Below are 21,415 nucleotides of genomic sequence, written 5' to 3'. Positions count from 1 at the left end.
CACGATGCTGGAATGGATGACACTGGAGACCCTCGGGCTGTGGCTGCGGCCGCTGGTATGGATGGCTCTCGGGCTGTTCCTGGCCACGATGCTCGGGCGCATGGTGGAGCGGTTCGGGCAGGGGCGCCTGACACGGCACCAGGCCGTGCTGTTCCGGCGTCTGGTGTTCTATACGGTGCTGGGGATTGCCGTGGCGCTGGCGCTGCAGCAGTCCGGTTTCCAGATCGGGGTGCTGCTGGGCGCGGCCGGTATTCTGACGGTGGCGTTGGGTTTTGCTTCCCAGACATCGGCCAGTAACGTGATCAGTGGCCTTTTCCTGCTGGCCGAGCGGCCGTTCGAGCTGGGGCACTTTATCGAAGTGGATGGTGTGCGCGGCGAGGTGGTCGGGATCGACCTGCTGAGCGTCAAGCTGCGCAGCCTCGACAATCTCTACATACGGGTGCCCAACGAAACGCTCATCAAGACCCGGGTGACCAACTTCACCCGTTTTCCGGTCAGGCGCCTGGATCTGCCCATTGGTGTGGCCTACGGGGAAGACCTTGAAAAGGTGAATGCGGTACTGCTGGCGCTGGTGGATGAGAACCCGGACTGCCTGGAGGAGCCCGAGCCGTTCATTTACCTGCAGCAGTTCGGGGCCTCATCCGTGGACCTGCAGCTGTCGTTCTGGGTGCGGGGCCTTGATCTCCGGCGGGTCCGCAGTGATGTGATGTTTGCCGTCAAGGCGGCTTTCGACCGCGAGGGCATCGAGATTCCCTTCCCCCATACGAGCCTCTACGCTGGGCAGCATTCAGCACCGATACCGGTTGCCATTCATCAACATCAGGACAAACCATGACGGACAGGGCGGAGACGCCGGGCTTACACTGGGTCGGCTGGCGCGAGTGGGTGAGTCTGCCGGAGCTTGGCATTCCACGCCTGCGGGCCAAGGTCGACACCGGGGCAAGAACTTCCTGCCTCCACACCTTTGACCTGGAGGCCTATGAACACCAGGGCGAGCGCCGGGTGGCGTTCTCGATCCACCCGAGCCGCCGTAACCTGAACCGGGTGATCCACTGTGACGCGCCACTGCTGGACGAGCGTGTTGTTACGGATTCCGGGGGACACCGGGAAATGCGCTATGTCATCCTGACGCAGATGCGCATGGGGCCCTGGTGCTGGCCCGTGGAGATGACGCTTACCAATCGCGATACAATGCGCTTTCGTATGCTGATCGGTCGCACTGCCATGAAGGAGCGCCTGTTGGTGGACCCATCAGCTTCTTTCCTGGCCGGTAAACCGCGTGAGGAGTAATCAATGAGAATTGCAATCATGTCGCGCAACAAGCGCCTCTATTCCACCCGCCGCCTGGTGGAGGAGGCCAAGAAACGCGATCACGAGGTGCAGGTACTGGACTTCCTGCACTGTTATATGAACATCACGCCGGCCAGCCCGACCATGCATTACAGGGGGGAGAAACTGCCTGAGTTCGACGTGGTGATCCCTCGGATTGGTGCCTCGGTGACCTTCTACGGTGCTGCTGTATTGCGCCAGTTCGAGATGATGGGCGTTTTCCCGGCGAACGAGTCGGTGGCCATCACCCGCTCCCGGGACAAGCTGCGCTCGCTGCAGCTTCTGGGGCGTAAAGGTCTGGGTATGCCGATCACGGGCTTTGCCAGCAAGCCGGACGACGTGCCCGACCTGATCCGGATGGTGGGTGGTACACCGGTGGTGATCAAGCTGCTGGAAGGCACCCAGGGTATCGGCGTAGTGCTGGCCGAGACGCGCAAGGCGGCGGAAAGCGTGATCGAGGCCTTCATGGGTCTGAAGGCGGACATCCTGGTGCAGGAGTACATCAAGGAGGCGGCGGGCGCGGACATCCGCTGCTTCGTGATTGGCGACAAGGTGATCGCGGCCATGAAACGCCAGGCCAACGAAGGCGAATTCCGTTCCAACCTCCATCGGGGCGGACAGGCTTCGCTGGTGCGTATTACGCCCACCGAACGCAAGACGGCGGTGATGGCGGCCAAGGCCATGGGGCTGAATGTGGCGGGTGTGGACCTGCTGCGTTCCAGTCGTGGGCCGCTGATCATGGAGGTGAATTCCTCGCCGGGCCTTCAGGGCATTGAAGCGGCCACCAACAAGAATGTGGCCGGCATGATCATCGACTTCATCGAGAAACGGGCCCGGCCCTGGCGTACCGCCACCAAAGGCGCAAGGGGCTGAGCATGGCGAAACGTGCGCCCTTCCGTCTGGGTGATGAACGGATTCCGGCGGGTGAGCGCCTTCAGGTGGAGGTGCCCATAGGGCGCCTTTACACCCAGACGCCGCTGCACATTCCGGTGGAGGTGATCCACGGCCGTCGCCCCGGGCCCACGCTGCTGGTCTGTGGCGCCATCCATGGGGACGAGATCAATGGCGTGGAAATCGCCCGCCGGCTGCTGCGGAGCACAGGGCTCAAGCGGCTGCGCGGAACGCTGCTGGTGGTGCCCATCGTCAATGTGTTCGGGTTCCTGCACCAGTCCCGCTACATGCCGGACCGGCGGGATCTGAACCGGTGCTTCCCGGGGACCGAGAAGGGCTCACTGGCCGGGCGCATTGCCTACCTGTTCCGGACCCAGGTGCTGGAAAAGGCCACCCATGTGATAGACCTGCATACAGGGGCCAGCCACCGTTTCAACCTGCCGCAGATCCGTGCGGAGCTGCGTAATCCAGTGACGGCGGACATGGCGGAGATCTTTGCGGCTCCCATTGTGATCAACGCCTCCCTGCGCGAGGGCAGCCTCAGGGCCTGTGCGGATGCCGCCGACGTTCCCGTGATCACCTATGAGGCTGGTGAGGCGCTGCGCTTCGACGAGGTGGCCATCAATACGGGGGTGCGCGGCATACTGCGTGTGATGCGCATGCTGGAGATGCTGCCCAGCCGCCGGCGCGGCCGGCACCGGCCCGCGAAGCGCTCTGAAGTGGCTTCAAACTCCACCTGGATGCGCGCGGAGACCGACGGCATCATGCGCCCCATTGCGGGCATTGGCCACCGGGTGAAGGAAGGGCAGAGACTGGCAGTGGTTGCGGATCCCTTTGGTCGGCTGGAGTCCTCTGTGACCAGCAGCGTCAATGGCATCGTCATCGGTATGAACAACCTGCCCATGGTCAATGAGGGGGAAGCCCTCTACCACGTGGCGCTGTTCGATGAGCTGGATGAGGCCATGAAGACCATGGATGCGTTCCGCGACCGCTACAAGCCGCTCCAGGGCGAGGAGCCCATGGCGGACCATCCCTGGGATAACGATCTGGGCCAGGAGACGAATAACAGCGACTCCTGACCCAGGGCGGTTACAGGTGTTCCTCGGCGTACTCGGCCAGCGGCGAGCGGGGAACGCCCTGCAGGTGGATGTGGCCGCCGTGCTTGAAGCCCTTGAAACGTTCGGTCATGTAGGTCAGGCCGGAACTCAGGGGGTTGAGGTAGGCGGTGTCAATCTGGGAGAGGTTGCCCAGGCATACCACCTTGCTGCCCGTGCCCGCCCGCGTGATGATCGTCTTGAGCTGGTGCGGGGTCAGGTTCTGGCTTTCATCGATGATGATCAGGCTGTGCTGGAAGCTGCGGCCCCGGATGTAGTTCAGTGACTTGAACTGCATGGGAACCTTGCTGAGGATGTAGTCCACGCTGCTGGTCATGTTCTCGTCATCCTCGTGCAGCGCCTCGAGGTTGTCCACGATCGCGCCCAGCCAGGGTTCCATCTTCTCGGATTCGGTCCCCGGCAGAAAGCCGATGTCCTCATCCAGACCCTGGGTACTGCGGGTGGTGATGATGCGCTTGTAGGTCTTGCTCGCAACGGTTAGCTCGATGGCGGCCGCCAGGGCCAGGATGGTCTTGCCGGAGCCGGCGGAGCCGGTGAGGTTAACCAGGTGCACATTCGGATCCATCAGCAGTTCCAGCGCCAGCCCCTGGTAGATGTCGCGGGGTGACAGGCCCCAGACCTGCTGGTGCATGAGGTCGTCCTGGAATAGATCCTCCACCACCAGCCGCTCCGGCTCGGTCTCCGTGATCCGGCCGATGAACCCCTGATGGTCGAGGATGAACTCGTTGATCTGGTAGTCCGCCATGGCCTCGGTGCGTGGGATCAGGTGCTCGGTGATGCCCTCGCGCTGGACGGTTTCCACCTTCTCGATGCCATCCCAGAAGGATCCCTCGAACTCGTGGTAGCCGGTGGGCAGGTAGCGCACGTCGTCCACCAGCTGGTCGGTCTGGTAATCCTCAGCTTCCAGGCCGCAGCCACGCGCCTTGAGGCGCATGTTGATGTCCTTGCTCACCAGGATGATGGGCCTGTCGCGGTGCTGGCGCTGAAGCCGGGCGAGGAGGTTGATGATGCGGTTGTCGTTAAGGTGATCCGGCAGCCCGTGTTCAACGTCGTCCTGACCGCCCATGGCAATGGAGAGGGTGCCCAGGGGTTCCGATTTCTCGCCGCGGCGGATGGGCACGCCATTGTCGATGTCGTGTGGGTCCGCGTCGCCGATCAGCCGGTCGATGGTCCGTATGGCCTGGCGGCAGTCGGCGGCCACGGCCTGCTTGCCGTTCTTCAGCTGGTCCAGCTCCTCGAGCACGGTCATGGGAATGACCACGTGGTGCTCTTCGAAGTTGAGGACGGCGGTGGGATCGTGGATCAGAACATTGGTGTCGACGACGTAGGTCTTGATCTGGGACTGGTCTTCCCGGGGCATGGGCTTGGTTACCTCAGAGCCGGTTGCTGGGCGTCAGGTGGGGGTACCGGAGTCGTCGGCCTCGAGACAACGCCGGGTCAGCTCCGGTTCCGCCACCAGCTTGAGCATGTCATAGGTGGTGATGATGCCGGTGATGGCCTCCTTTTCCGTCACGAAGATGCGGTGCAGGTGCTCCGCCATCATGATGTCGGCGATGGTCCGGACGCTGGTATCGGCGTCCACGGACATCACGCTGGGAGTCATGATGTCACGAACTTCCACGGGCATGCGAGTCATGCCCTCCAGCATCATCTGCCGGATCTGACGTGCTTCCTGTTTCTCTTCGTCCGAAAGCTCCTTCTCCGGCTCACCGCTGACCTGGTTCCAGCGGAATTCGGCAATGTCCTTGAGGGTGACGATGCCGATGATGCGTTCATTGTCGTCGCACACCGGGCTGCCGGTGATCTCGTTCTCCGTGAGGAACGCCGCCAGTTGCTGCATGGTCCAGTCCTGGGGGACGGCTTTCACGCTGGGGGTCATGATGTCCTGCGCGGTTACGGCCATGATTCAGCCTCCCTCCGCATCGGGAGTGGGTTCGCTGTCCGGGGTTACGTTTTCCTCCGGGGGGATGACGTCCACGAGCCGGCCTTCTTTATCGAACGCCAGCTCGTGGCCCTGGTAGCGCTCTTTCTGGACCACGTCGTTGAGCGTGCGCAGGGATTCGTAGGGGATATCCGTGGCCAGTTGGTTCACCAGCCAGTTGGGCAGGGAACCTCCGGGGGCGGCATGCTGGTACCAGACGATCCGGGTGCGGTTCTCACCTTCACGGGAGAATTCATAGACCGTGGAGGATTCGGGCATGCGCACATAGCCATCCTTCTTCCCGACACGGCCGTCCACGGATTCCATCTCAATGATGATATGGTCCCGGCTTTCGCCGGTGTGGGTCGTGATGTGCAGGACATAGTCCCGGTCACTGACCGGCCAGGGCATATCATTGATGGAATAGGCGTAGCGGTCCCGGAAGCTGCCGCCTTCCAGGTTCTCGGCGTGCGAGCACTGGTGGACCCATTCCATGCAGGATTCCGGGTTGGCCATCACTGCCATGACGGCTTCCAGAGGGGCATCCAGCACTGTTTCCGCGCGGAAGGCATCGATCCGCGAATTCTCCAGGTTGCGGGTGTGGACCTCGATTCCGTCCGAATCCACGGCCTTTTCCCAGTTCTCGTCGTCGGTCGGGACTTCCGCGTGCAGGCTGACGGTGGTCAGCAGGAGGACCAGTGTCTGAAGAGCGGTCAATACGGTTCGCATGGGCGCATCCGGACAGTGAGAAGGAACCCTCATGGTGACAGGGGCGCCGGACCGGATCTGCCGATTCCTCCGCAGCATGGCCAGGCGGTGCCCCGTGTGCCTCCCTACTGGGGGTCGGCGACCTCCTCGGGAAGGGTGACGTTGAGTTCCAGTACCGAGCAGCTGTCATTACGATCAAGCTGGACCTGGACCTGGTCGTCCTCGATCTCAACGTAGCGTCGGATCACAGCCAGCAGCTCCTGTTGGAGCTCGGGCAGGTAATCCGGCTGCTCCCGGGTGTTGCGCTCGTGTGCCACGATGATCTGAAGCCGTTCCTTGGCAACGGACGCGGACGACTTTTTCTTGGTCTTGAAGTAGTCAAAGAAACTCATCTCAGCCTCCGAACATGCGCTTGAGGAAGCCTTTCTTCTGCCCGTCGAGGAACCGCAGGGGGCGTTCCTCGCCCAGCAGCCTGGCTACGGCGTCCGCGTAGGCCCCACCGGCCTCGCTTTCGTCTTCCAGAATCACGGGAGAACCCTGGTTGGAAGCGTTGAGCACCGCCTGTGACTCCGGAATCACGCCCAGCAGTGAGATGCTCAGGATGTCGTTCACGTCCTCGAGGGACAGCATCTCACCGCGTTCCACTCGCTCACTGTTGTAGCGCGTGAGCAGCAGGTGCTCCTTGACCGGGTCCATGCCCTGTTCGGCACGGCGGGATTTGCTCTGGAGGATGCCCAGGATGCGATCCGAGTCGCGTACCGAGGAGACCTCCGGGTTGGTGACCACGATGGCTTCGTCCGCGTGGTAGAGCGCCATCAGGGCGCCGTGTTCAATGCCCGCCGGGGAGTCGCAGACGAGATAGTCAAAGGTCTCGCTCATCTCGTCCAGAACCTTCTGCACGCCCTCCGCCGTGAGCGCTTCCTTGTCCCGGGTCTGGGAGGCGGGAAGGATGAAGAGGTTGTCGACCCGCTTGTCGCGGATCAGTGCCTGGTTGAGCGTGGCCTCGCCCTGGATGACGTTGACGAAGTCGTACACCACGCGACGTTCGCAGTTCATGATCAGGTCCAGGTTGCGCAGGCCCACGTCGAAGTCGATGACGGCTGTCTTGTAGCCGCGCTGCGCAAGGCCGGTGCTGATGGAGGCGCTGGTGGTGGTCTTGCCCACCCCGCCCTTGCCGGATGTCACTACTATGATTCGTGCCAAGGTTGTTGTCCTGTTTGCTGTTCTGTCGTTCCGTTAACGGGTCAGCGGGTCCACTGTCAGTACGTCGCCCTCGAGGCGGATCCTGGCCGGCGTCCGCCAGTCATCGCCCTGCAGATCCTCGGAGATTTTATAGTGCCCAGCCACGGACACAAGCTCCGCTTCCAGTGACTGACAGAAGATGCTCGCGCTGGTGTCGCCGTGCACGCCGGCGAGCGCCCGCCCGCGGAGTGGGCCATAGATGTGGATATGGCCGGCCGCGAGCACTTCCGCCCCGGCGCCAACCGGCGCCATGATAATGAGATCACCTTCGGGGGCATAGACCTGCTGGCCGGAGCGTACCGGCTGTGTAACCAATCGGCCGGCACCGGTGCTGGTGGTTTCCGGGGCGCTTTCCTCTGTGCTCTCTGCGGTGTCCTGTTCAGGTTCGGGCACGGGCCTGGGGGCGCTGGCCTGGCCGCCGGGGAGCCAGGCCAGGGCGGCGTTGCGGGCCAGGCGCCGGATATCGTCGTCACCCCCACGCACGCCCAGGACCTGGATGGAGTGCGTGCGGCAGATGCCAATGAGCTGGAAGAAGTCCAGATCGGCCACGTTGCCCTCGTAATGATCCAGCCCGATCACCAGTGGCAGGTCGCGGAAGAAATTCGGGGCCTGTCGGATCTTGTCGCGCAGATCCCGCTCCAGAGCATCCGGGTCGAAATGGTGCAGTTCCATCACGGTCAGCGTCTGGCTGGCACCGCGCAGTTCGAAGCAGGCGCGGTTCTCGGTTGCCGTGGCGGCGGGTTCGCTCATCGGGCTATCCTTTTTCGGGTATCGCTGTCCTGACACGGGCTCTATGGCGCCCTAAGATACAGCCTGCACTGAATCCACGGCAACTCCGGAGATGCCCTTTGACCCGCAAGATCATCCATTGCGACGCGGACTGCTTCTACGCGGCGGTGGAAATACGGGACAATCCGGCGCTGGCGGGCCGCCCCATTGCCGTGGGCGGGGCCACCGGGCGCGGTGTTGTGGCCACCTGCAGCTACGAGGCACGGGCCTTTGGCGTGCGTTCCGCCATGCCGGTTTCGGAGGCGCTGCGCCTGTGCCCGCACCTGGAGTTGCTGCCCACGGACATGCCCCGCTACCAGGCGGTTTCGCGCGACTTCATGGCCATCCTGCGCGAGACCTCGCCGGTCCTGGAGCCGCTCTCGCTGGACGAGGCCTACCTGGATGTTACCGGCATTGACCACTTCCAGGGCAGTGCCACGCGCATGGCCGAGCATATCCGGGCACGGGTGCGGGATGAACTGGGGATTACGGTTTCTGCAGGTGTGGCGCCGAACAAGTTCCTGGCCAAGATCGCCAGTGACTGGCACAAGCCGGACGGGCTCTGTGTGATCACCCCGGAGGAGGTGGCGGATTTCGTGCCCCGGCTGCCGGTGACAACGCTGCACGGCGTGGGGCCCCGGACCGCGGAAAAACTGCATGGACTGGGAATCAATACCTGCGGGGACCTGAGGGAGTGGTCGGAACTGGCCCTGCGGGAGCGTTTCGGGCGCTACGGGGCGCGTCTTTACGGGCTGGCCCGGGGCGAGGACGATCGGCCGGTACAGGTAACCCGCCCGCGCAAGTCGATCAGCGTGGAGAACACCTACAGCCAGGATCTGGCCACCCTGGCCGAGTGCCGGCGGGCTCTTGAGGGGCTGGTCTCGGACCTTGAGAGGCGCATGCGCCGCAAGGGCCTGGACAGCGCCGACGCGGGCCAGTTTGAGAAGCTGTTCGTTAAGCTGCGGTTTTCCGATTTCGAAACCCATACGCGTGAGATGGTGTGGCGCCGCCCTGAGCATCCGGGCGCCGCTGACTTTACGCCCCTGCTGGATACGCTTTATGGCGATGTGCCGCGCCCCGTGCGGCTGCTCGGGCTGGGCGTGCGGCTGCCCGAGGTCAGGCGTGGCGGCCACCAGCTGGCCCTGTTCGATGCCGGCGGCCGGCCTGTTACACCCGCTTCAGGCGGGCAGCAGCGGCAGCAGGGCAATGAGCGCGGGGGCGAAGTGCAGGGCGATGAAAGCGCATCCAGCCCCGATGAGGCTGCCGGCGAGGACGTCTGAGGGGTAGTGCAGCCCCAGCACCACGCGCGAGGCCAGCACCGCTACGGTGAACGGCAGTACGGCCCATCCCAGCAACGGCATGCCATGGAACAGCAGCACCGTGAAACACACCGCGTGCAGGCTGTGGCCGGAGGGGAAGCTGCCCCGGTCCAGCGGTGGCGAACCGCAATGGATTGCCGGGAAGCTGATGAAAGGGCGCTCGCGCACCAGGCAGGTCTTGAGCAGCTTGTACAGCAGGGTGCAGGCGGCGCCTGTGAGCGTCATCAACGCCGCCAGGGCCCACCCCTTGAGGCCATTGATGGCCGGCAGCGCCAGGATGAGGGCGTACCAGAGCCAGCCATCCCCGAGCCGGCTAACGATCCGGAAGAAGGGCGTGACCGCTGGAAAGGCGAGGCTGCGGTTCAGGCGCAGGCACCAGCGCCCTTCGCCGTGATCAATACGGGTGAAGACCCGCGACAGGCGGTGTGGCGTCATGCTGAGCGGCCTCCTCGGTGGGCTCCAGAAGGAGCTGTTCGAACCGTTCCGCGAGTACGGACCAGTCCAGTGTCTGCGCGTGCTCCCTGGCGTTCCCGCCAATCTGGCGTCGGAATCCGGGTCTGTCGGCGAGCTCAAGGGCGGCAGCGGTGAAGCCCTCGGTGTCGCCGGGGGGCGCCTTCATGCCATGGACCCGGTGGCGGATGTGCTCGCGGGCGGCCGCCTGGTCAAATGCCACTACGGCCAGGCCCGAGGCCAGTGCTTCCGTCACGACGTTGCCGAAGGTGTCCGACTCACTGGGAAACAGGAAGATATCCGCCGAGGCATAGTGGCGGGCCAGATCCACACCGCGACGGGTACCCCGGAAGATGAACTCCGGGTGGGCCCGTTCCAGGGTCTGTCTCAGTGGCCCGTCACCGACCAGCACGAAGCGGGCGGACGGGTGACAGTCGCGCAGGCGCTCAAAGGTGCTGACGGCCTGCATCAGGTTCTTTTCAGCCGCGAGGCGCCCTACATAGAGCACCACAGGCGCGTTGCCCGCGTTCCACTGTGCCCGCAGGACCCGGCTGCGCCGATCGGGGCTGAAGAGCTGGCTGTCCACGCCACGGCTCCAGCAGTGGGTGGTGTGGACACCCCAGCCGGAGAGCTGATCGCAGATGCGGGTGGTGGGGGCCAGGGTAGCGCCGGTGCGGTTGTGGAACGCAACGAGGTAGCTCCGGATCAGGGGCTCCATGAAACCGGCGCCATAGTAGCTGCTGTACTGGTGGAAGTTGGTGTGAAAGCCGGACAGGCAGGGGAGGCCCAGTTCCCGTGCGGCGGCCACCGCGCTCCAGCCCAGCGGTCCCTGGGTGGCCACGTAGATTGCATCCGGCGGCTTCTGGCGCCAGAGCCTGCGGAGCCGCCGGCGCGCCCCCAGGCCGAAGCGCAGCGTGGGGTAGCCGGGCAGGGGCAGGCCCCGCACGCGCAGGGTGCGTTCCCCGAACAGTGGGTTGTGGCCGCCAGGGGGTTCATCGCGCTGGTGGGGTCGGATGAGGGTCAGCCGGTGCCCGCGCCGTGCGAGTTCACGGCAGAGGTTGCCCAGGGTGCCCGCGACGCCGTTGATCTCGGGCGGAAAGGTCTCGGTAACCAGTGCGATGTGCTGTTCCTGCATGCTTGATTCTCCGGGGCTGGGCGGACAGGGTCAGTCTCCCCCGGGAGCGTTACCGTTTTCTGACACGGGTGTGATGTTCTGATGACAACGTGTGGCATTGCGGTGACCCCGGGATGGACTTAGCATGCAGGGACAACCAGCAGGAGGTGACTGTAATGGAGAAACGCCAGCTAGGCCGGACGGGCATCGAGGTGAGTGTGATCGGCCTCGGGACCATGACCTGGGGGGAACAGAACACAGAACAGGAGGCCTTTGAGCAGCTGGATTACGCGGTGGATCAGGGCATCAACCTGATTGATGCCGCCGAGATGTACCCGGTACCACCACGTGCCGAAACCCAGGGGCTGACCGAGACCTATCTGGGCAACTGGCTGAAAAACCGTGGAAAGCGGGATGACCTGGTGATCGCCACCAAGGTGACCGGGCGCAGTGATATGGACTACATCCGGGGTGGGCCACGCCTGACCCGGGAGCAGATCCACCAGGCGGTGAACGACAGCCTGAAGCGCCTCCAGACGGATTACATTGATCTCTACCAGGTGCACTGGCCCGAGCGTAAGGCCAACTTCTTCGGCAAGCTCGGCTATAACCCCGTGGACGACTCGGATGCAGTCCCCATCGAGGAGACTCTGGAAGCCCTTAATGAACTGGTGGAAGCCGGCAAGATCCGGCACATCGGGCTTTCCAACGAGACCGCCTGGGGCGCCATGACCTGGCTGAAGGAAGCAGAGCGCCGGGGCTGGACGCGCCCGGTGAGCATCCAGAACCCCTACAGCCTGCTGAACCGCTCCTACGAGGTGGGCCTTGCCGAGGTCTCGCTGCGCGAGGATTGCGGGTTGCTGGCCTATTCGCCCCTGGCCTTCGGGGCCCTGAGCGGCAAGTACCTGGGCGGGCAGAAGCCGGCCGGAGCGCGGCTCACGGAGTTCTCGCGTTTTACCCGCTACACCTCGGAGCAGGCCCAGGAGGCGACCCAGGCGTACGTGAATCTGGCGGGCGAGCATGGGCTGTCCCCCGCGCAGATGGCGCTGGCATGGGTGAATTCGCGGTCCTTCCTGACCAGCAACCTGGTGGGGGCCACCACGATGGAGCAGCTTTCCGAGAACATCGGCAGTGCCAGCATCCAGCTCTCCGAAGAGCTGCTCGATCGGATTGAGGCGCTGCACCAACGCTACACCTACCCCTGCCCGTGAGCTGCCCATGAGTGAGGAACGCACAGGCGCGCATTTCCGCCAGGCGGAACGGTGTGCCGAGGAGTTGATCCGCCGCCTGGATGGCGATGTCCGGATTGCCCTGCCTTTGGGGTTGGGCAAGCCGGTGCATCTGATCAACGCGCTCTACCGGCGTGCCTGTGAGGATCCGAAAATCCGGCTGCACATCATGACGGCGCTGTCGCTGGAGAAGCCGGGAGGCGGGAACTCTCTGCAGAAGCGCCTGATGGAGCCGTTCGTGGAACGGGTCTTTGAGGGCGTGCCCGAGCTGGCGTACGCCCAGGCGGTGAGCCGGGGCGAGCTGCCGGACAATGTCACCGTCACCGAGTTTTTCTTCAAGGCGGGCAGCCGCCTGGGCAATCCGGACCAGCAGCAGCGGGTGGTTCTGACCAACTACACCCATGTGGTGCGGGATCTTCTGGCGCTCGGGGTCAATGCGGTGGGGCAGATGCTGGCGCCGGACGGCGATGGCCGACAGGTGAGTCTGAGCTGCAATCCGGACCTCACACTCGACATCCTGCCGGAACTGGAGAAGCAGCGCGATTCCGGGCAAGCGGTTGTGATCGCCGGGGAACTCAACCCGGAGCTGCCCTGGTTCGGTAATGACGCCGCGCTGGACCGCGACACCTTTGACCTCGTTCTCGAGCCCCACAACCAGCCCATGCGCCTGTTTCCGGTGCCGGATCTGCCGGTGGAACCGGCGGATTACCTGATCGGGTTCTACGCCGCCAATCTGGTCCGTGACGGCGGCACCCTGCAGGTGGGTATCGGCGCCCTGGGCTCGGCGGTCGTGTACAACATCCTCTTCCGGCACCGGGACAACGGGCTGTTCAATGAGCTTTCCCGGCGCCTGGATGCCCATTCGCGCTTTCCGGAGCTGGCGGCGATCGGCGGTACGGGGCGTTTCGAGGAAGGCCTCTACGGCTGTAGCGAAATGATGGTGGAGGGCTTCCTGCACCTCTATCAGGCGGGCATCCTCAAGCGTCAGGTGGTGGCCGACCGGGCCCTGCAGCAGCTTCTGGATGACGGCGTCATTCCGGATCCGCTTGATATCTCCGCGCTGGATCGGCTGTGCGAGGCGGGTTGTATCGAGACCGTTCTGAAGGCGCGGGACGTGCAGTGGCTGGTGCGCTTCGGTTTCCTTGATGACGCATGCGAACTTAAGGGCGGGCGCCTGGCTCTGGGCGACGAGGCGGTGCGCCCGGACCTCGCTGATGACCAGGCGCGCGCGCTGATTGAGCAGTATGCCCTGAAGGAACAGCTTGACGGCGGCGTGGTCATGCATGGTGGCTTCTTCCTGGGGCCGGAACGCTTCTACCAGGGGTTGCGGGAGCTGGATGACGCGCAGCGGGCCCGCTTTGACATGACCAGCGTTGGGTTCGTGAACCATCTCTACGATCATCCGCTGGGCGATCAGGCACTGAAGACCGCCCAGCGCCGCCGCAGCCGTTTCATCAACTCGGTGATGATGCAGACCCTGAACGGGGCCGCCGTATCCGATGGGCTTGAGGATGGCCGTGTGGTCAGCGGTGTGGGTGGTCAGTACAACTTCGTGGCCATGGCCCATGAGCTGCCCGAGGGGCGTTCCATACTGACGCTTCGGGCAACACGCATCAGCGCGGGCCGACCGGAGTCCAACATCCGCTTCAGCTATGGCCACTGCACCATACCGCGCCATCTGCGCGATATCGTGGTGACCGAATACGGCGTGGCCGATGTGCGTGGGCAGCCCGATGTCGAAGTCTACAAGCGGCTGATCTGCATTGCGGATTCACGCTTCCAGAACGAGCTCATGCGTGAGGCGAAGAAAGCCGGCAAGATCCCGAAGGACTGGAAAGTCCCGCGGGCACACCGCAACAATTACCCGCAGCGCATCGCGGAAGCCATGGCGCCGCTGCGGGATCATCACCAGCTGTTCCCGGCGTTCCCCTTCGGTACGGACTTCACTGAGGTGGAGCAGGGACTGGTCCAGGCTCTCCAGTGGCTGCGCGATGCGACCGGCTCAAGACGTGGTCTGCTGGCAGTACTCTGGCGCGCCCTGCGTCAGTCCGCCCCCGGGGCGGCGGAAAGGCCGGCGCTGGAGCGCATGGGGCTGACGCAGCCTGGCGGATGGCGTGAACGGCTGGAACAGCGGCTTGTCATACATGCACTGCGGGTCACAGGGGTGACCCGTACACAATGATCGAAACAGGGGTAAAGCACGACAGCATGGCGGAACAAAGGGTTTATCGACTGGGGTATCAGCTGAAGAATCGTGAAGGCGAGGTTGTGGACAGTTCCGTGGGAGCGGAACCGCTGCACTTTGTCAGTGGCTGCGGGCAGATGATCGAGGGCATTGAGCGCGCCGTGGATGGGCGTGAGGTGGGCGAGTGCCTGGAAGTGACCATTCCCCCGGCGCTGGCCTATGGTGAACACCAGCCCGAGAAGGTCCGGAAAATGCCGCGCAGTATGTTCCAGGGCGTTGAAAAGCTCGAAGAGGGCATGAAGTTCCAGACGGATTCCGGCGATGAGGCCCAGGTGGTGAAAGTGGTGGGCTTCGAGGACGAGCAGGTGCTGGTGGATGCCAATCATCCTCTGGCCGGAATCACCCTCTATTTCGATCTGGAAATACTGGAAGCCCGGGATGCTACCCCGGAGGAAATCGAGGCTGGAGAGCCGCTGGCCTGAAGTCAGCGCTGACATGCAAACTCGCATTCAGTGTGTATACTTGTGTTACACAATGTTTGATGTACGACCCGGCGCCTGCGCCTCAATCCCGCGACAGGACTGACAATGGAAACAATAACGAACGAGACGGATGCCGTGGAACAGACCAGTGAAGCCTCCCGCGTTCTCATCGTTGAGGACGATGAGCGGCTGGCGGAGCTGACCCGGGATTTTCTGGAGAAGAACGGCCTGGTGGTGTCGCTGGAAACCAACGGCGCCCACGCGGTAGAGCGGATACGGGATGAAACCCCGGATCTGGTGGTTCTCGACCTGATGCTCCCGGGGGAGGATGGCCTGGCCATCTGCCGCCGTGTTCGCCCGTTCTACAACGGGCCCATACTGATGCTGACCGCCCGCACGGATGACCTGGATCAGGTTCTGGGGTTGGAGATGGGGGCGGATGACTACATGTCCAAGCCGGTGCGCCCCCGGGTCCTGCTGGCCCGGATCCGGGCGCTGCTGCGCCGCATCAGTGAGCCGTCTGCCCAGGCCGGTGGTGGCTCGACCCAGTCAGGGTCCGACAGTGCGCCGGAGCGCCTGGTCTTCAACAATCTGGTGGTGGATCATTCCATGCGTGAGGCCTGGCTGGACGATGAGAGCATCGACCTGACCAGCGCCGAGTTCGACCTGCTCTGGCTGCTGGCCAGCAGCGCGGGGCGTGTGCTCAGCCGTGAGGAGATCTTCACGTCCCTGCGCGGCATTGAGTATGACGGCCAGGACCGTTCCATTGACGTACGGGTATCGCGCATCCGGCCCAAGATCGGCGACGATCCGGTGCACCCGCGCCGCATCAAGACGGTGCGCAGCAAGGGTTACCTGTTCGTTCGCGACGTCTAGGCATCAATGTCTCTGGGGCGCTACTACCTCCGCGTCTACGGTGCCCTGATCCTGGTGGCGCTCGGCGTCACCCTGGTGGGTGCCGCATTGGTGGTGACCATCAACGGTGTGCGGAAGCAGGCGTTTCTCGAACACCATCCCCAGCCGGTTCTGGACTGGCTCGCCCAGCATCCCCGGTCGGTTGATCCCGTCAACGCCAGAACGGACTCTTCCCGATTGCGCCTGCTGCCCAGGCAGGCGGTCTCCCTGAACGACGTGGCCCGGGAGCGCCTTGAGTACGGGCAGGTGCTGGCCCAGCGTCGGGGGGACGCGGTCTATTTCTACCGTCTGGCCCCGAATGCCGGGGTGTTGGAGCTGCGCGCCGAGGACCCGTACCGGCATGTGGCGGAACTGGCGGCCAGCACGCTGGTGCATGTGGCGGCGCGCTCACGCGGTTCAGACCCCGTCGCGATGGGGGCCGCTCTGGGTGTGCACGCAACTCCGCTGGAGACTCCTGAGCAGCTGCCGGGGCCATCGGCGCTGGACCGGATTGCCCGCGGTGGCATTGTCTACCATCAGCCCCATCCCCGTGAGCCCGCTTACAGCTACGCAGCGCTGGGTGACGGCACCCTGGTCTCGATCGCCCATCCGCCGCCGTTCCGTTACTGGTCCTGGTCCTTGGCACTGGTGCTGGCAGGGCTGGTGGCCGCGGTTCTGGGGGCGGTGGTCTATTTCCTTCTGGCTGGCCTGCACCGGCGTCTGCGTGGCATTGAAGGGGCGGTATCGCGTATCGCCCGTGGTGAACTGGACGCCCGCGTCAGTGAGGAAGGCGATTACATGGGCAGGCGGCTGGCGGGTGCCTTCAACCGCATGGCGGAGCATATCCAGCGGCTGGTCAGCGTCCAGAGTGAAATGATCCACGGCGTCTCCCATGAACTGCGCACGCCCGTGGCCCGGATCCGCTTCGGGGTCCAGATGATCGAGGACTGTGAGGACCCTGAGATGCTGCGCTCTCAGCTGGGTGCCATAGACGGGGATATCCAGGAGCTGGACGAGCTCATTGATGAGATCCTGACCTATGCCCGCCTGGAGCAGGGCGGTCCCATCATGGCGGTGCAGCGGCTCGATATTGCTGACGTCGTGGATCAGGTGATCGAGGAACAGCAGAGTATCCGTCCAGAGCTGCGCATCGAGTCCGATATTCCAGGGGATTCGCGGTCCCACGCGGAGGCGGATGCGGAACCCCGCTACATACACAGGGCCATCCAGAACCTGGTGGGCAATGCCGCCCGCTACGCCAGTGAGCGGGTTCTGGTGGCCTGCCATTTCGATGACCAGACCATGCGTATTGATGTCCAGGATGACGGCAAGGGCATTCCCGAGGAGGACTGGGACAAGGTGTTCACCGCCTTTGCCCGCCTGGATGACAGTCGCACGCGCAGCTCCGGGGGTTATGGTCTGGGCCTGTCGATTGTCCGGCGCATCCTGTACTGGCACGGTGGCCAGGCGTTCGTGGGGCGTTCGGAGACCCTGGGCGGAGCCTGCTTCACGCTGGTCTGGCCCCGTCATCAGCCCCGGGATCAGCATGAGGGCAGCGCGCGCACGGAGGATCCGTCATGACCCGAATACTTGCCATTGACCAGGGCACCACCAGTTCGCGGGCTATCCTGTTCGATGAGGATGGTCAGCCCCGCCAGATCGCCCAGCATGAATTCCAGCAGTTCTATCCTGGAGACGGCTGGGTGGAGCACGATCCGATGGAGATCTGGAATACCACCCACAGGGCCTGCCTGGAAGTGCTGCAGCAGGAGGGCATTACGGCCCGTGAGGTCGCCGGTATCGGCATCACCAACCAGCGCGAGACCACCATCGTCTGGGACAGGGCCACAGGCGAGCCCATCCATCGCGCCATTGTCTGGCAGGACCGTCGCACCACGCCCCAGTGCGAGACCCTCAAACGCCAGGGCTGGGAATCCACGCTGGTGGAACGGACTGGTCTTCTGATGGATCCCTATTTCTCGGCCACCAAGCTGGGCTGGATCCTGGATCATGTAGAGGGGGCGCGGACGCGGGCTGAACGCGGTGAACTGGCGTTCGGCACCATCGACACCTGGGTTCTCTGGAAGCTGACCAATGGCCGTGTGCACGCCACTGATGCCACCAATGCCTCGCGCACGGCGCTTTTCAACATCCACGAGCAGAAATGGGATGAGCGTCTCCTGGAGCTTTTCCGCATCCCCGCCGCGCTGCTGCCGGACGTACAGGACAGCGCCTCGGACTTCGGGCGCACGGATCCACAGGTGCTGGGCGAGGCGGTGACGGTGGGCGGCATCGCCGGGGACCAGCAGGCCTCACTCTTCGGCCAGACCTGCTTTGAGCGCGGTATGGCCAAGAGCACCTACGGCACCGGCTGTTTCCTGATGCTCAATACCGGCAGCGAGGCGATCCGTTCCGAGAACCGGCTTCTGACGACCGTCGGCTACCGGCTGGAAGGGCAGACCACCTACGCCATGGAGGGCAGTATCTTTGTGGCCGGTGCGGCCATCCAGTGGCTGCGGGATGGCATCAAGCTGATCCAGAGTGCGGACGAGTGCGAACCCATGGCGGAATCCGTGGGCGTGGAGAATCCGGTCTACCTGGTGCCCGCCTTCACCGGGCTGGGCGCGCCCTACTGGGATCCCCACGCCCGCGGCGCCATTCTGGGGCTGACCCGGGATACGGGCATCGAGGACATCGTGACCGCCGGCCTGCAGTCGGTGTGCTACCAGACCAAGGACCTGGTCCGGGCCATCCAGAACGACGGCGCGCCGTTGGAGGAACTGCGCGTGGATGGGGGCATGGTGGTGAACAACTGGTTGATGCAGTTCCTGGCCGATATCCTCAACGTGGCTGTGGACCGGCCCGCGATCACCGAAACCACGGCGCTGGGCGCGGCCTGTCTGGCCGGGCTCCAGACCGGTGTGTACGACGGGCTGGACCGCATCCGCGAGCGCTGGCATGTGGACCGCCGGTTCGAACCGGCCATGGCCCCGGCGGTGCGTGAGCGCGCCTACCAGGGCTGGCTGGATGCGGTTGAGAAGGTGACGCGCTCGCGCTGAGTGGTGCTCAGTCGAGCCGGTCGAAGCCGAGGATCAGCCCCTCAAGCAGTGCCTTCTGGGCATGCAGCCGGTTTTCCGCCTCGTCCCAGACCACGCTGCTGCGGTGCTCCAGCATGTGTTCCGAGATCTCCTCGCCACGGTGGGCCGGCAGGCAGTGCATGAAGAGCGCATCCCGGTCGGCGTGCTCCATCAGCTCCGGTGACACCTGGTAGCTGCTGAAGTCCCTGATGCGTTTCTGCTGTTCCTCTTCCTGGCCCATGGAGGCCCAGACGTCGGTCACCACCAGGTTGGCGTCGCGTACGGCCTCTTGCGGGTCGTTCACGATCCGCACCCGGTCTTGGTTGGCTGCCACCAGGGCGCTGTTGGGCTCATAGCCCTCCGGGCAGGCCACCACCAGCTCGAAATCGAACTGCAGTGCCGCGTTGATGTAGGAGTTGCACATGTTGTTGCCATCGCCTACCCAGACGACTTTTGCGCCCTGGATGGAGCCCCGGTGCTCGCGCCATGTCTGCATGTCCGCCAGGAGCTGACAGGGATGGAAATCGTCGGTCAGCGCGTTGATGACCGGTGTGCTGGAGAAGGTGGCAAAGCGCTCGAGCGTCTCGTGACTGAAGGTGCGGATCATGACCGCATCCACCATGCGCGAGATCACACGGGCGCTGTCCTCCACGGGCTCACCGCGGCCCAGCTGGGTATCCCGGGGCGAGAGGAAGATGGAACCTCCGCCGAGCTGGGTCATGCCCGCTTCGAAGGAGACACGGGTCCGGGTGGAGGATTTCTCGAAAATCATCCCCAGACTGCGATTGTGCAGGGTGTCCCGGTGGATGCCCTGGTCACGCTCCCGGCGCAGGGCCGAGGCGTGATCCAGTACACGCGTCAGTTCATCGTTGTCCAGATCCAGCAGTGTCAGGAAGTGTCGGACGGTCATGCTGTTTTCCCTTTATAGCAGGCAGCGTTACTGGCGCGGGCGGTCACGGTCATCGGCGGCGTACAGCTTGATGATCCGGATGACCTGGTCCGCCAGGTAATCCGCTTCGTCGTCGGTCATGGTCAGTGGTGGCAGCAGCCGGATCACCCGCTCCCGGGTGATGTTGAGCAGGATGCCCTGGACTTTGGCCAGCAGCACCAGTTCCGAGCAGGGTTCGGTGAGCTCAATGCCCAGCATCAGTCCCTGGCCCCGGATGTCGTGTATGTATTCCGCTCCTTCCAGGTGTTCCCGGAAACGGTCGAGCAGCCGCTGACCCAGAACGCGGGCGCGATCCGTGAGCGCATCCTGTTCAATCGCATCCAGCACGGCGAGGGCGGCGGCACAGCCCAGGGGGTTGCCACCGAAGGTGGAGCCGTGGCTGCCGGGGCCGAAAACCCGGGCGGCGTCGCCCCGGGCCAGACAGGCGCCGATCGGGTAACCGTTGCCAAAACCCTTGGCCAGTGTGACCACATCCGGCTCAACCCCTGCCTGCTGGCAGGCCAGGTAGGTGCCGGTGCGGGCGTTGCCGGTCTGGACTTCGTCCAGCATCAGCAGCCAGTTGTTGCGGTCACAGATGTCACGGAGTCCGGGCAGGTAGTCCGGGTCCGGAATGGTCACGCCGCCTTCGCCCTGAACGGGCTCGACCAGAATGGCGACGACATCATGGTTGGCCTCTGCAATGGCCTCGATTGCTGCCAGATCATTGAAAGGGGCGCGCACGAAGCCGCTGACCAGTGGCTCGAAGCCGGCCTGGACGCGGCGGTTACCGGTGGCTGTCAGGGTCGCGAGGGTACGCCCGTGAAAGGCGTTTTCCATCACAATGATGCTGGGGTTGGTCACGCCGCGCTGGTGGCCGTAATGGCGTGCCAGCTTGATGGCCGTCTCGTTGACCTCAGCGCCGGAGTTGGCGAAGAAGGCACCGTCCATGCCGGTAAGGCTGCAGACACGGTGCGCCAGCTCCTGCTGGAGCTTGCAGTGGAACAGGTTTGAACAGTGGGTCAGGCGTTCCGCCTGTTGGCTTATGGCGCCCGCCACGCCGGGATGGCTGTGCCCCAGGCCGCATACGGCGATACCTGTGAAGGTGTCCAGGTAGCGCTGGCCCTCGGTATCATAGAGCCACATCCCGCGACCGTGTTCAAAGACGACGGGCAGGCGACCGTAAGTGTTGAGCAATGGCTGGTTCGCCATGGCAGAGGGCCTCACTGAAACAAAAAAGGCAGCCTTCAAAGCTGCCTCCGTGTGAAGCCAATACTAGCGTTAAACTCGGGGGCTGGCAAACCGGGCCGGTGGCTGCACGCTTCGCCGGAAGGCTGTAGCGAATAACCCAGTACAATGGTCAGGTATGGGTATGTCCTGTAGAATGAAGCCCGATAACGATCAGCGTGTTCCAGCTGGAGGATCAATGGACATCAACGACACCATCAAGCAACAACTCAGTGAAAACCCCATCCTGCTGTATATGAAGGGAACGCCCCAGGCGCCCCAGTGCGGGTTTTCCGCCAAGACGGTCCAGGCTCTCATGGCCTGTGGCCAGCGTTTCGCCTACGTGAATATTCTCGATAACGACGAGCTGCGCGAAGGGCTCAAGGTCTATTCCAACTGGCCGACCTACCCGCAGCTGTACGTGAACGGTGAGCTGGTCGGTGGCTGCGACATCATCCTGGAGATGCACGAAAGCGGTGAGCTCCAGGAAGTGGTGGACAGTGCCGCCGAGGCAACTGAGGATAATTCCGGCGCCTGAG

The 21,415-nt window shown here is 63.9% G+C and carries 22 protein-coding genes; 12 read left to right on the top strand and 10 right to left on the bottom strand.

Features of this window, described 5'->3' with window-relative positions:
• Positions 1 to 4: 4 nt before the first annotated feature.
• The 4 genes from GLW01_RS06610 to GLW01_RS06595 are packed head-to-tail and all read left to right on the top strand — an operon-like array spanning position 5 to position 3,299.
• A complete protein-coding gene (locus GLW01_RS06610) occupies positions 5 to 835 on the top strand; it encodes a mechanosensitive ion channel family protein (RefSeq protein ID WP_237416515.1) in 831 nt (276 codons plus the stop codon).
• Positions 832 to 1,290 carry an ATP-dependent zinc protease family protein gene (locus GLW01_RS06605; protein WP_151441335.1) on the top strand — a complete coding sequence of 153 codons (459 nt, stop codon included), beginning with the start codon at positions 832 to 834 and terminating at the stop codon, positions 1,288 to 1,290. The genes GLW01_RS06610 and GLW01_RS06605 overlap by 4 nt, the downstream gene beginning before the upstream one ends.
• Positions 1,291 to 1,293: 3 nt before the next feature.
• On the top strand, positions 1,294 to 2,202 hold the full coding sequence (gene rimK / locus GLW01_RS06600; protein WP_095617661.1) for a 30S ribosomal protein S6--L-glutamate ligase: 909 nt from the start codon (positions 1,294 to 1,296) through the stop codon (positions 2,200 to 2,202).
• A 2-nt stretch (positions 2,203 to 2,204) separates the two neighbouring features.
• A complete protein-coding gene (locus GLW01_RS06595) occupies positions 2,205 to 3,299 on the top strand; it encodes a succinylglutamate desuccinylase/aspartoacylase family protein (RefSeq protein ID WP_095617662.1) in 1,095 nt (364 codons plus the stop codon).
• A 10-nt stretch (positions 3,300 to 3,309) separates the two neighbouring features.
• Here GLW01_RS06595 and GLW01_RS06590 read toward each other — a convergent pair whose 3' ends face one another.
• From GLW01_RS06590 to minC, 6 genes are all read right to left on the bottom strand, one after another.
• Positions 3,310 to 4,695, bottom strand: coding sequence for a PhoH family protein (locus tag GLW01_RS06590; RefSeq protein ID WP_151441334.1), 1,386 nt, complete (start codon positions 4,693 to 4,695; stop codon positions 3,310 to 3,312).
• A gap of 33 nt (positions 4,696 to 4,728) precedes the next feature.
• Positions 4,729 to 5,238, bottom strand: a complete 510-nt coding sequence (locus GLW01_RS06585; RefSeq protein ID WP_151441333.1) for a CBS domain-containing protein — start codon at positions 5,236 to 5,238, stop codon at positions 4,729 to 4,731.
• Positions 5,239 to 5,241: 3 nt separating this feature from the next.
• Complete coding sequence (locus GLW01_RS06580) at positions 5,242 to 5,985, bottom strand: START domain-containing protein (RefSeq protein WP_160898562.1); 744 nt, start codon at positions 5,983 to 5,985, stop codon at positions 5,242 to 5,244.
• A 104-nt stretch (positions 5,986 to 6,089) separates the two neighbouring features.
• The gene (gene minE / locus GLW01_RS06575) at positions 6,090 to 6,356 is read right to left on the bottom strand and encodes a cell division topological specificity factor MinE (RefSeq protein WP_095617666.1); all 267 of its coding nucleotides are present in this window, start codon (positions 6,354 to 6,356) and stop codon (positions 6,090 to 6,092) included.
• Position 6,357: 1 nt separating this feature from the next.
• Positions 6,358 to 7,167 carry a septum site-determining protein MinD gene (minD, locus tag GLW01_RS06570; RefSeq protein WP_151441331.1) on the bottom strand — a complete coding sequence of 270 codons (810 nt, stop codon included), beginning with the start codon at positions 7,165 to 7,167 and terminating at the stop codon, positions 6,358 to 6,360.
• Between the two features lie 33 nt (positions 7,168 to 7,200).
• Positions 7,201 to 7,956 carry a septum site-determining protein MinC gene (gene minC / locus GLW01_RS06565; protein ID WP_151441330.1) on the bottom strand — a complete coding sequence of 252 codons (756 nt, stop codon included), beginning with the start codon at positions 7,954 to 7,956 and terminating at the stop codon, positions 7,201 to 7,203.
• 98 nt (positions 7,957 to 8,054) lie between these two features.
• On the opposite strand from minC, the gene dinB reads away from it, so the two are divergent.
• A complete protein-coding gene (gene dinB, locus GLW01_RS06560) occupies positions 8,055 to 9,254 on the top strand; it encodes a DNA polymerase IV (RefSeq protein ID WP_160898561.1) in 1,200 nt (399 codons plus the stop codon).
• Here the strand turns inward: dinB and GLW01_RS06555 are convergent.
• Both GLW01_RS06555 and GLW01_RS06550 read right to left on the bottom strand, forming a co-directional pair.
• Positions 9,153 to 9,728: a phosphatase PAP2 family protein gene (locus tag GLW01_RS06555; RefSeq protein ID WP_160898560.1), complete on the bottom strand. Its 576-nt coding sequence runs from the start codon at positions 9,726 to 9,728 to the stop codon at positions 9,153 to 9,155. The genes dinB and GLW01_RS06555 overlap by 102 nt on opposite strands.
• On the bottom strand, positions 9,688 to 10,878 hold the full coding sequence (locus tag GLW01_RS06550; RefSeq protein WP_151441327.1) for a glycosyltransferase family 4 protein: 1,191 nt from the start codon (positions 10,876 to 10,878) through the stop codon (positions 9,688 to 9,690). Before GLW01_RS06550 ends, GLW01_RS06555 begins: the two co-directional genes overlap by 41 nt.
• A gap of 155 nt (positions 10,879 to 11,033) precedes the next feature.
• On the opposite strand from GLW01_RS06550, the gene GLW01_RS06545 reads away from it, so the two are divergent.
• From GLW01_RS06545 to glpK, 6 genes are all read left to right on the top strand, one after another.
• Positions 11,034 to 12,068 carry an NADP(H)-dependent aldo-keto reductase gene (locus tag GLW01_RS06545; RefSeq protein WP_151441326.1) on the top strand — a complete coding sequence of 345 codons (1,035 nt, stop codon included), beginning with the start codon at positions 11,034 to 11,036 and terminating at the stop codon, positions 12,066 to 12,068.
• A gap of 7 nt (positions 12,069 to 12,075) precedes the next feature.
• A complete protein-coding gene (locus tag GLW01_RS06540) occupies positions 12,076 to 14,268 on the top strand; it encodes an acetyl-CoA hydrolase/transferase C-terminal domain-containing protein (RefSeq protein WP_160898559.1) in 2,193 nt (730 codons plus the stop codon).
• Between the two features lie 26 nt (positions 14,269 to 14,294).
• The gene (locus tag GLW01_RS06535) at positions 14,295 to 14,753 is read left to right on the top strand and encodes an FKBP-type peptidyl-prolyl cis-trans isomerase (RefSeq protein WP_151441324.1); all 459 of its coding nucleotides are present in this window, start codon (positions 14,295 to 14,297) and stop codon (positions 14,751 to 14,753) included.
• 105 nt (positions 14,754 to 14,858) lie between these two features.
• Entirely contained in the window at positions 14,859 to 15,629 is a 771-nt protein-coding gene (locus GLW01_RS06530; protein ID WP_192497387.1) for a response regulator, read from the top strand.
• Between the two features lie 6 nt (positions 15,630 to 15,635).
• A complete protein-coding gene (locus GLW01_RS06525; RefSeq protein WP_151441323.1) occupies positions 15,636 to 17,228 on the top strand; it encodes an ATP-binding protein in 1,593 nt (530 codons plus the stop codon).
• Positions 17,225 to 18,706 carry a glycerol kinase GlpK gene (gene glpK, locus GLW01_RS06520; RefSeq protein ID WP_160898558.1) on the top strand — a complete coding sequence of 494 codons (1,482 nt, stop codon included), beginning with the start codon at positions 17,225 to 17,227 and terminating at the stop codon, positions 18,704 to 18,706. Before GLW01_RS06525 ends, glpK begins: the two co-directional genes overlap by 4 nt.
• 7 nt (positions 18,707 to 18,713) lie before the next feature.
• Here glpK and argF read toward each other — a convergent pair whose 3' ends face one another.
• Together argF and GLW01_RS06510 are read right to left on the bottom strand one after the other, a co-directional pair.
• On the bottom strand, positions 18,714 to 19,634 hold the full coding sequence (gene argF, locus GLW01_RS06515; protein WP_160898557.1) for an ornithine carbamoyltransferase: 921 nt from the start codon (positions 19,632 to 19,634) through the stop codon (positions 18,714 to 18,716).
• 27 nt (positions 19,635 to 19,661) lie between these two features.
• Positions 19,662 to 20,861 carry an aspartate aminotransferase family protein gene (locus GLW01_RS06510; RefSeq protein ID WP_151441320.1) on the bottom strand — a complete coding sequence of 400 codons (1,200 nt, stop codon included), beginning with the start codon at positions 20,859 to 20,861 and terminating at the stop codon, positions 19,662 to 19,664.
• A 214-nt stretch (positions 20,862 to 21,075) separates the two neighbouring features.
• On the opposite strand from GLW01_RS06510, the gene grxD reads away from it, so the two are divergent.
• Positions 21,076 to 21,414 carry a Grx4 family monothiol glutaredoxin gene (grxD, locus tag GLW01_RS06505; RefSeq protein WP_151441319.1) on the top strand — a complete coding sequence of 113 codons (339 nt, stop codon included), beginning with the start codon at positions 21,076 to 21,078 and terminating at the stop codon, positions 21,412 to 21,414.
• Position 21,415 lies beyond the last annotated feature (1 nt).

The sequence above is a fragment of the Vreelandella halophila genome (assembly GCF_009856365.1).
Classification (GTDB): Bacteria; Pseudomonadota; Gammaproteobacteria; order Pseudomonadales; family Oleiphilaceae; genus Halospina; species Halospina utahensis_B.
This window is presented reverse-complemented; position numbering and strand designations above follow the sequence as displayed.

Coding starts and splice junctions, on each gene's coding strand:
- argF (WP_160898557.1), bottom strand. CDS start 19,634: ATGACCGTCCGACACTTCCTGACACTGCTGGATCTGGACAACGATGAA.
- GLW01_RS06525 (WP_151441323.1), top strand. CDS start 15,636: ATGTCTCTGGGGCGCTACTACCTCCGCGTCTACGGTGCCCTGATCCTG.
- grxD (WP_151441319.1), top strand. CDS start 21,076: ATGGACATCAACGACACCATCAAGCAACAACTCAGTGAAAACCCCATC.
- GLW01_RS06590 (WP_151441334.1), bottom strand. CDS start 4,695: ATGCCCCGGGAAGACCAGTCCCAGATCAAGACCTACGTCGTCGACACC.
- GLW01_RS06555 (WP_160898560.1), bottom strand. CDS start 9,728: ATGACGCCACACCGCCTGTCGCGGGTCTTCACCCGTATTGATCACGGC.
- GLW01_RS06535 (WP_151441324.1), top strand. CDS start 14,295: ATGGCGGAACAAAGGGTTTATCGACTGGGGTATCAGCTGAAGAATCGT.
- minE (WP_095617666.1), bottom strand. CDS start 6,356: ATGAGTTTCTTTGACTACTTCAAGACCAAGAAAAAGTCGTCCGCGTCC.
- GLW01_RS06580 (WP_160898562.1), bottom strand. CDS start 5,985: ATGCGAACCGTATTGACCGCTCTTCAGACACTGGTCCTCCTGCTGACC.
- GLW01_RS06585 (WP_151441333.1), bottom strand. CDS start 5,238: ATGGCCGTAACCGCGCAGGACATCATGACCCCCAGCGTGAAAGCCGTC.
- glpK (WP_160898558.1), top strand. CDS start 17,225: ATGACCCGAATACTTGCCATTGACCAGGGCACCACCAGTTCGCGGGCT.
- GLW01_RS06550 (WP_151441327.1), bottom strand. CDS start 10,878: ATGCAGGAACAGCACATCGCACTGGTTACCGAGACCTTTCCGCCCGAG.
- GLW01_RS06540 (WP_160898559.1), top strand. CDS start 12,076: ATGAGTGAGGAACGCACAGGCGCGCATTTCCGCCAGGCGGAACGGTGT.
- rimK (WP_095617661.1), top strand. CDS start 1,294: ATGAGAATTGCAATCATGTCGCGCAACAAGCGCCTCTATTCCACCCGC.
- GLW01_RS06545 (WP_151441326.1), top strand. CDS start 11,034: ATGGAGAAACGCCAGCTAGGCCGGACGGGCATCGAGGTGAGTGTGATC.
- GLW01_RS06510 (WP_151441320.1), bottom strand. CDS start 20,861: ATGGCGAACCAGCCATTGCTCAACACTTACGGTCGCCTGCCCGTCGTC.
- GLW01_RS06595 (WP_095617662.1), top strand. CDS start 2,205: ATGGCGAAACGTGCGCCCTTCCGTCTGGGTGATGAACGGATTCCGGCG.
- GLW01_RS06605 (WP_151441335.1), top strand. CDS start 832: ATGACGGACAGGGCGGAGACGCCGGGCTTACACTGGGTCGGCTGGCGC.
- minC (WP_151441330.1), bottom strand. CDS start 7,956: ATGAGCGAACCCGCCGCCACGGCAACCGAGAACCGCGCCTGCTTCGAA.
- GLW01_RS06530 (WP_192497387.1), top strand. CDS start 14,859: ATGGAAACAATAACGAACGAGACGGATGCCGTGGAACAGACCAGTGAA.
- GLW01_RS06610 (WP_237416515.1), top strand. CDS start 5: ATGCTGGAATGGATGACACTGGAGACCCTCGGGCTGTGGCTGCGGCCG.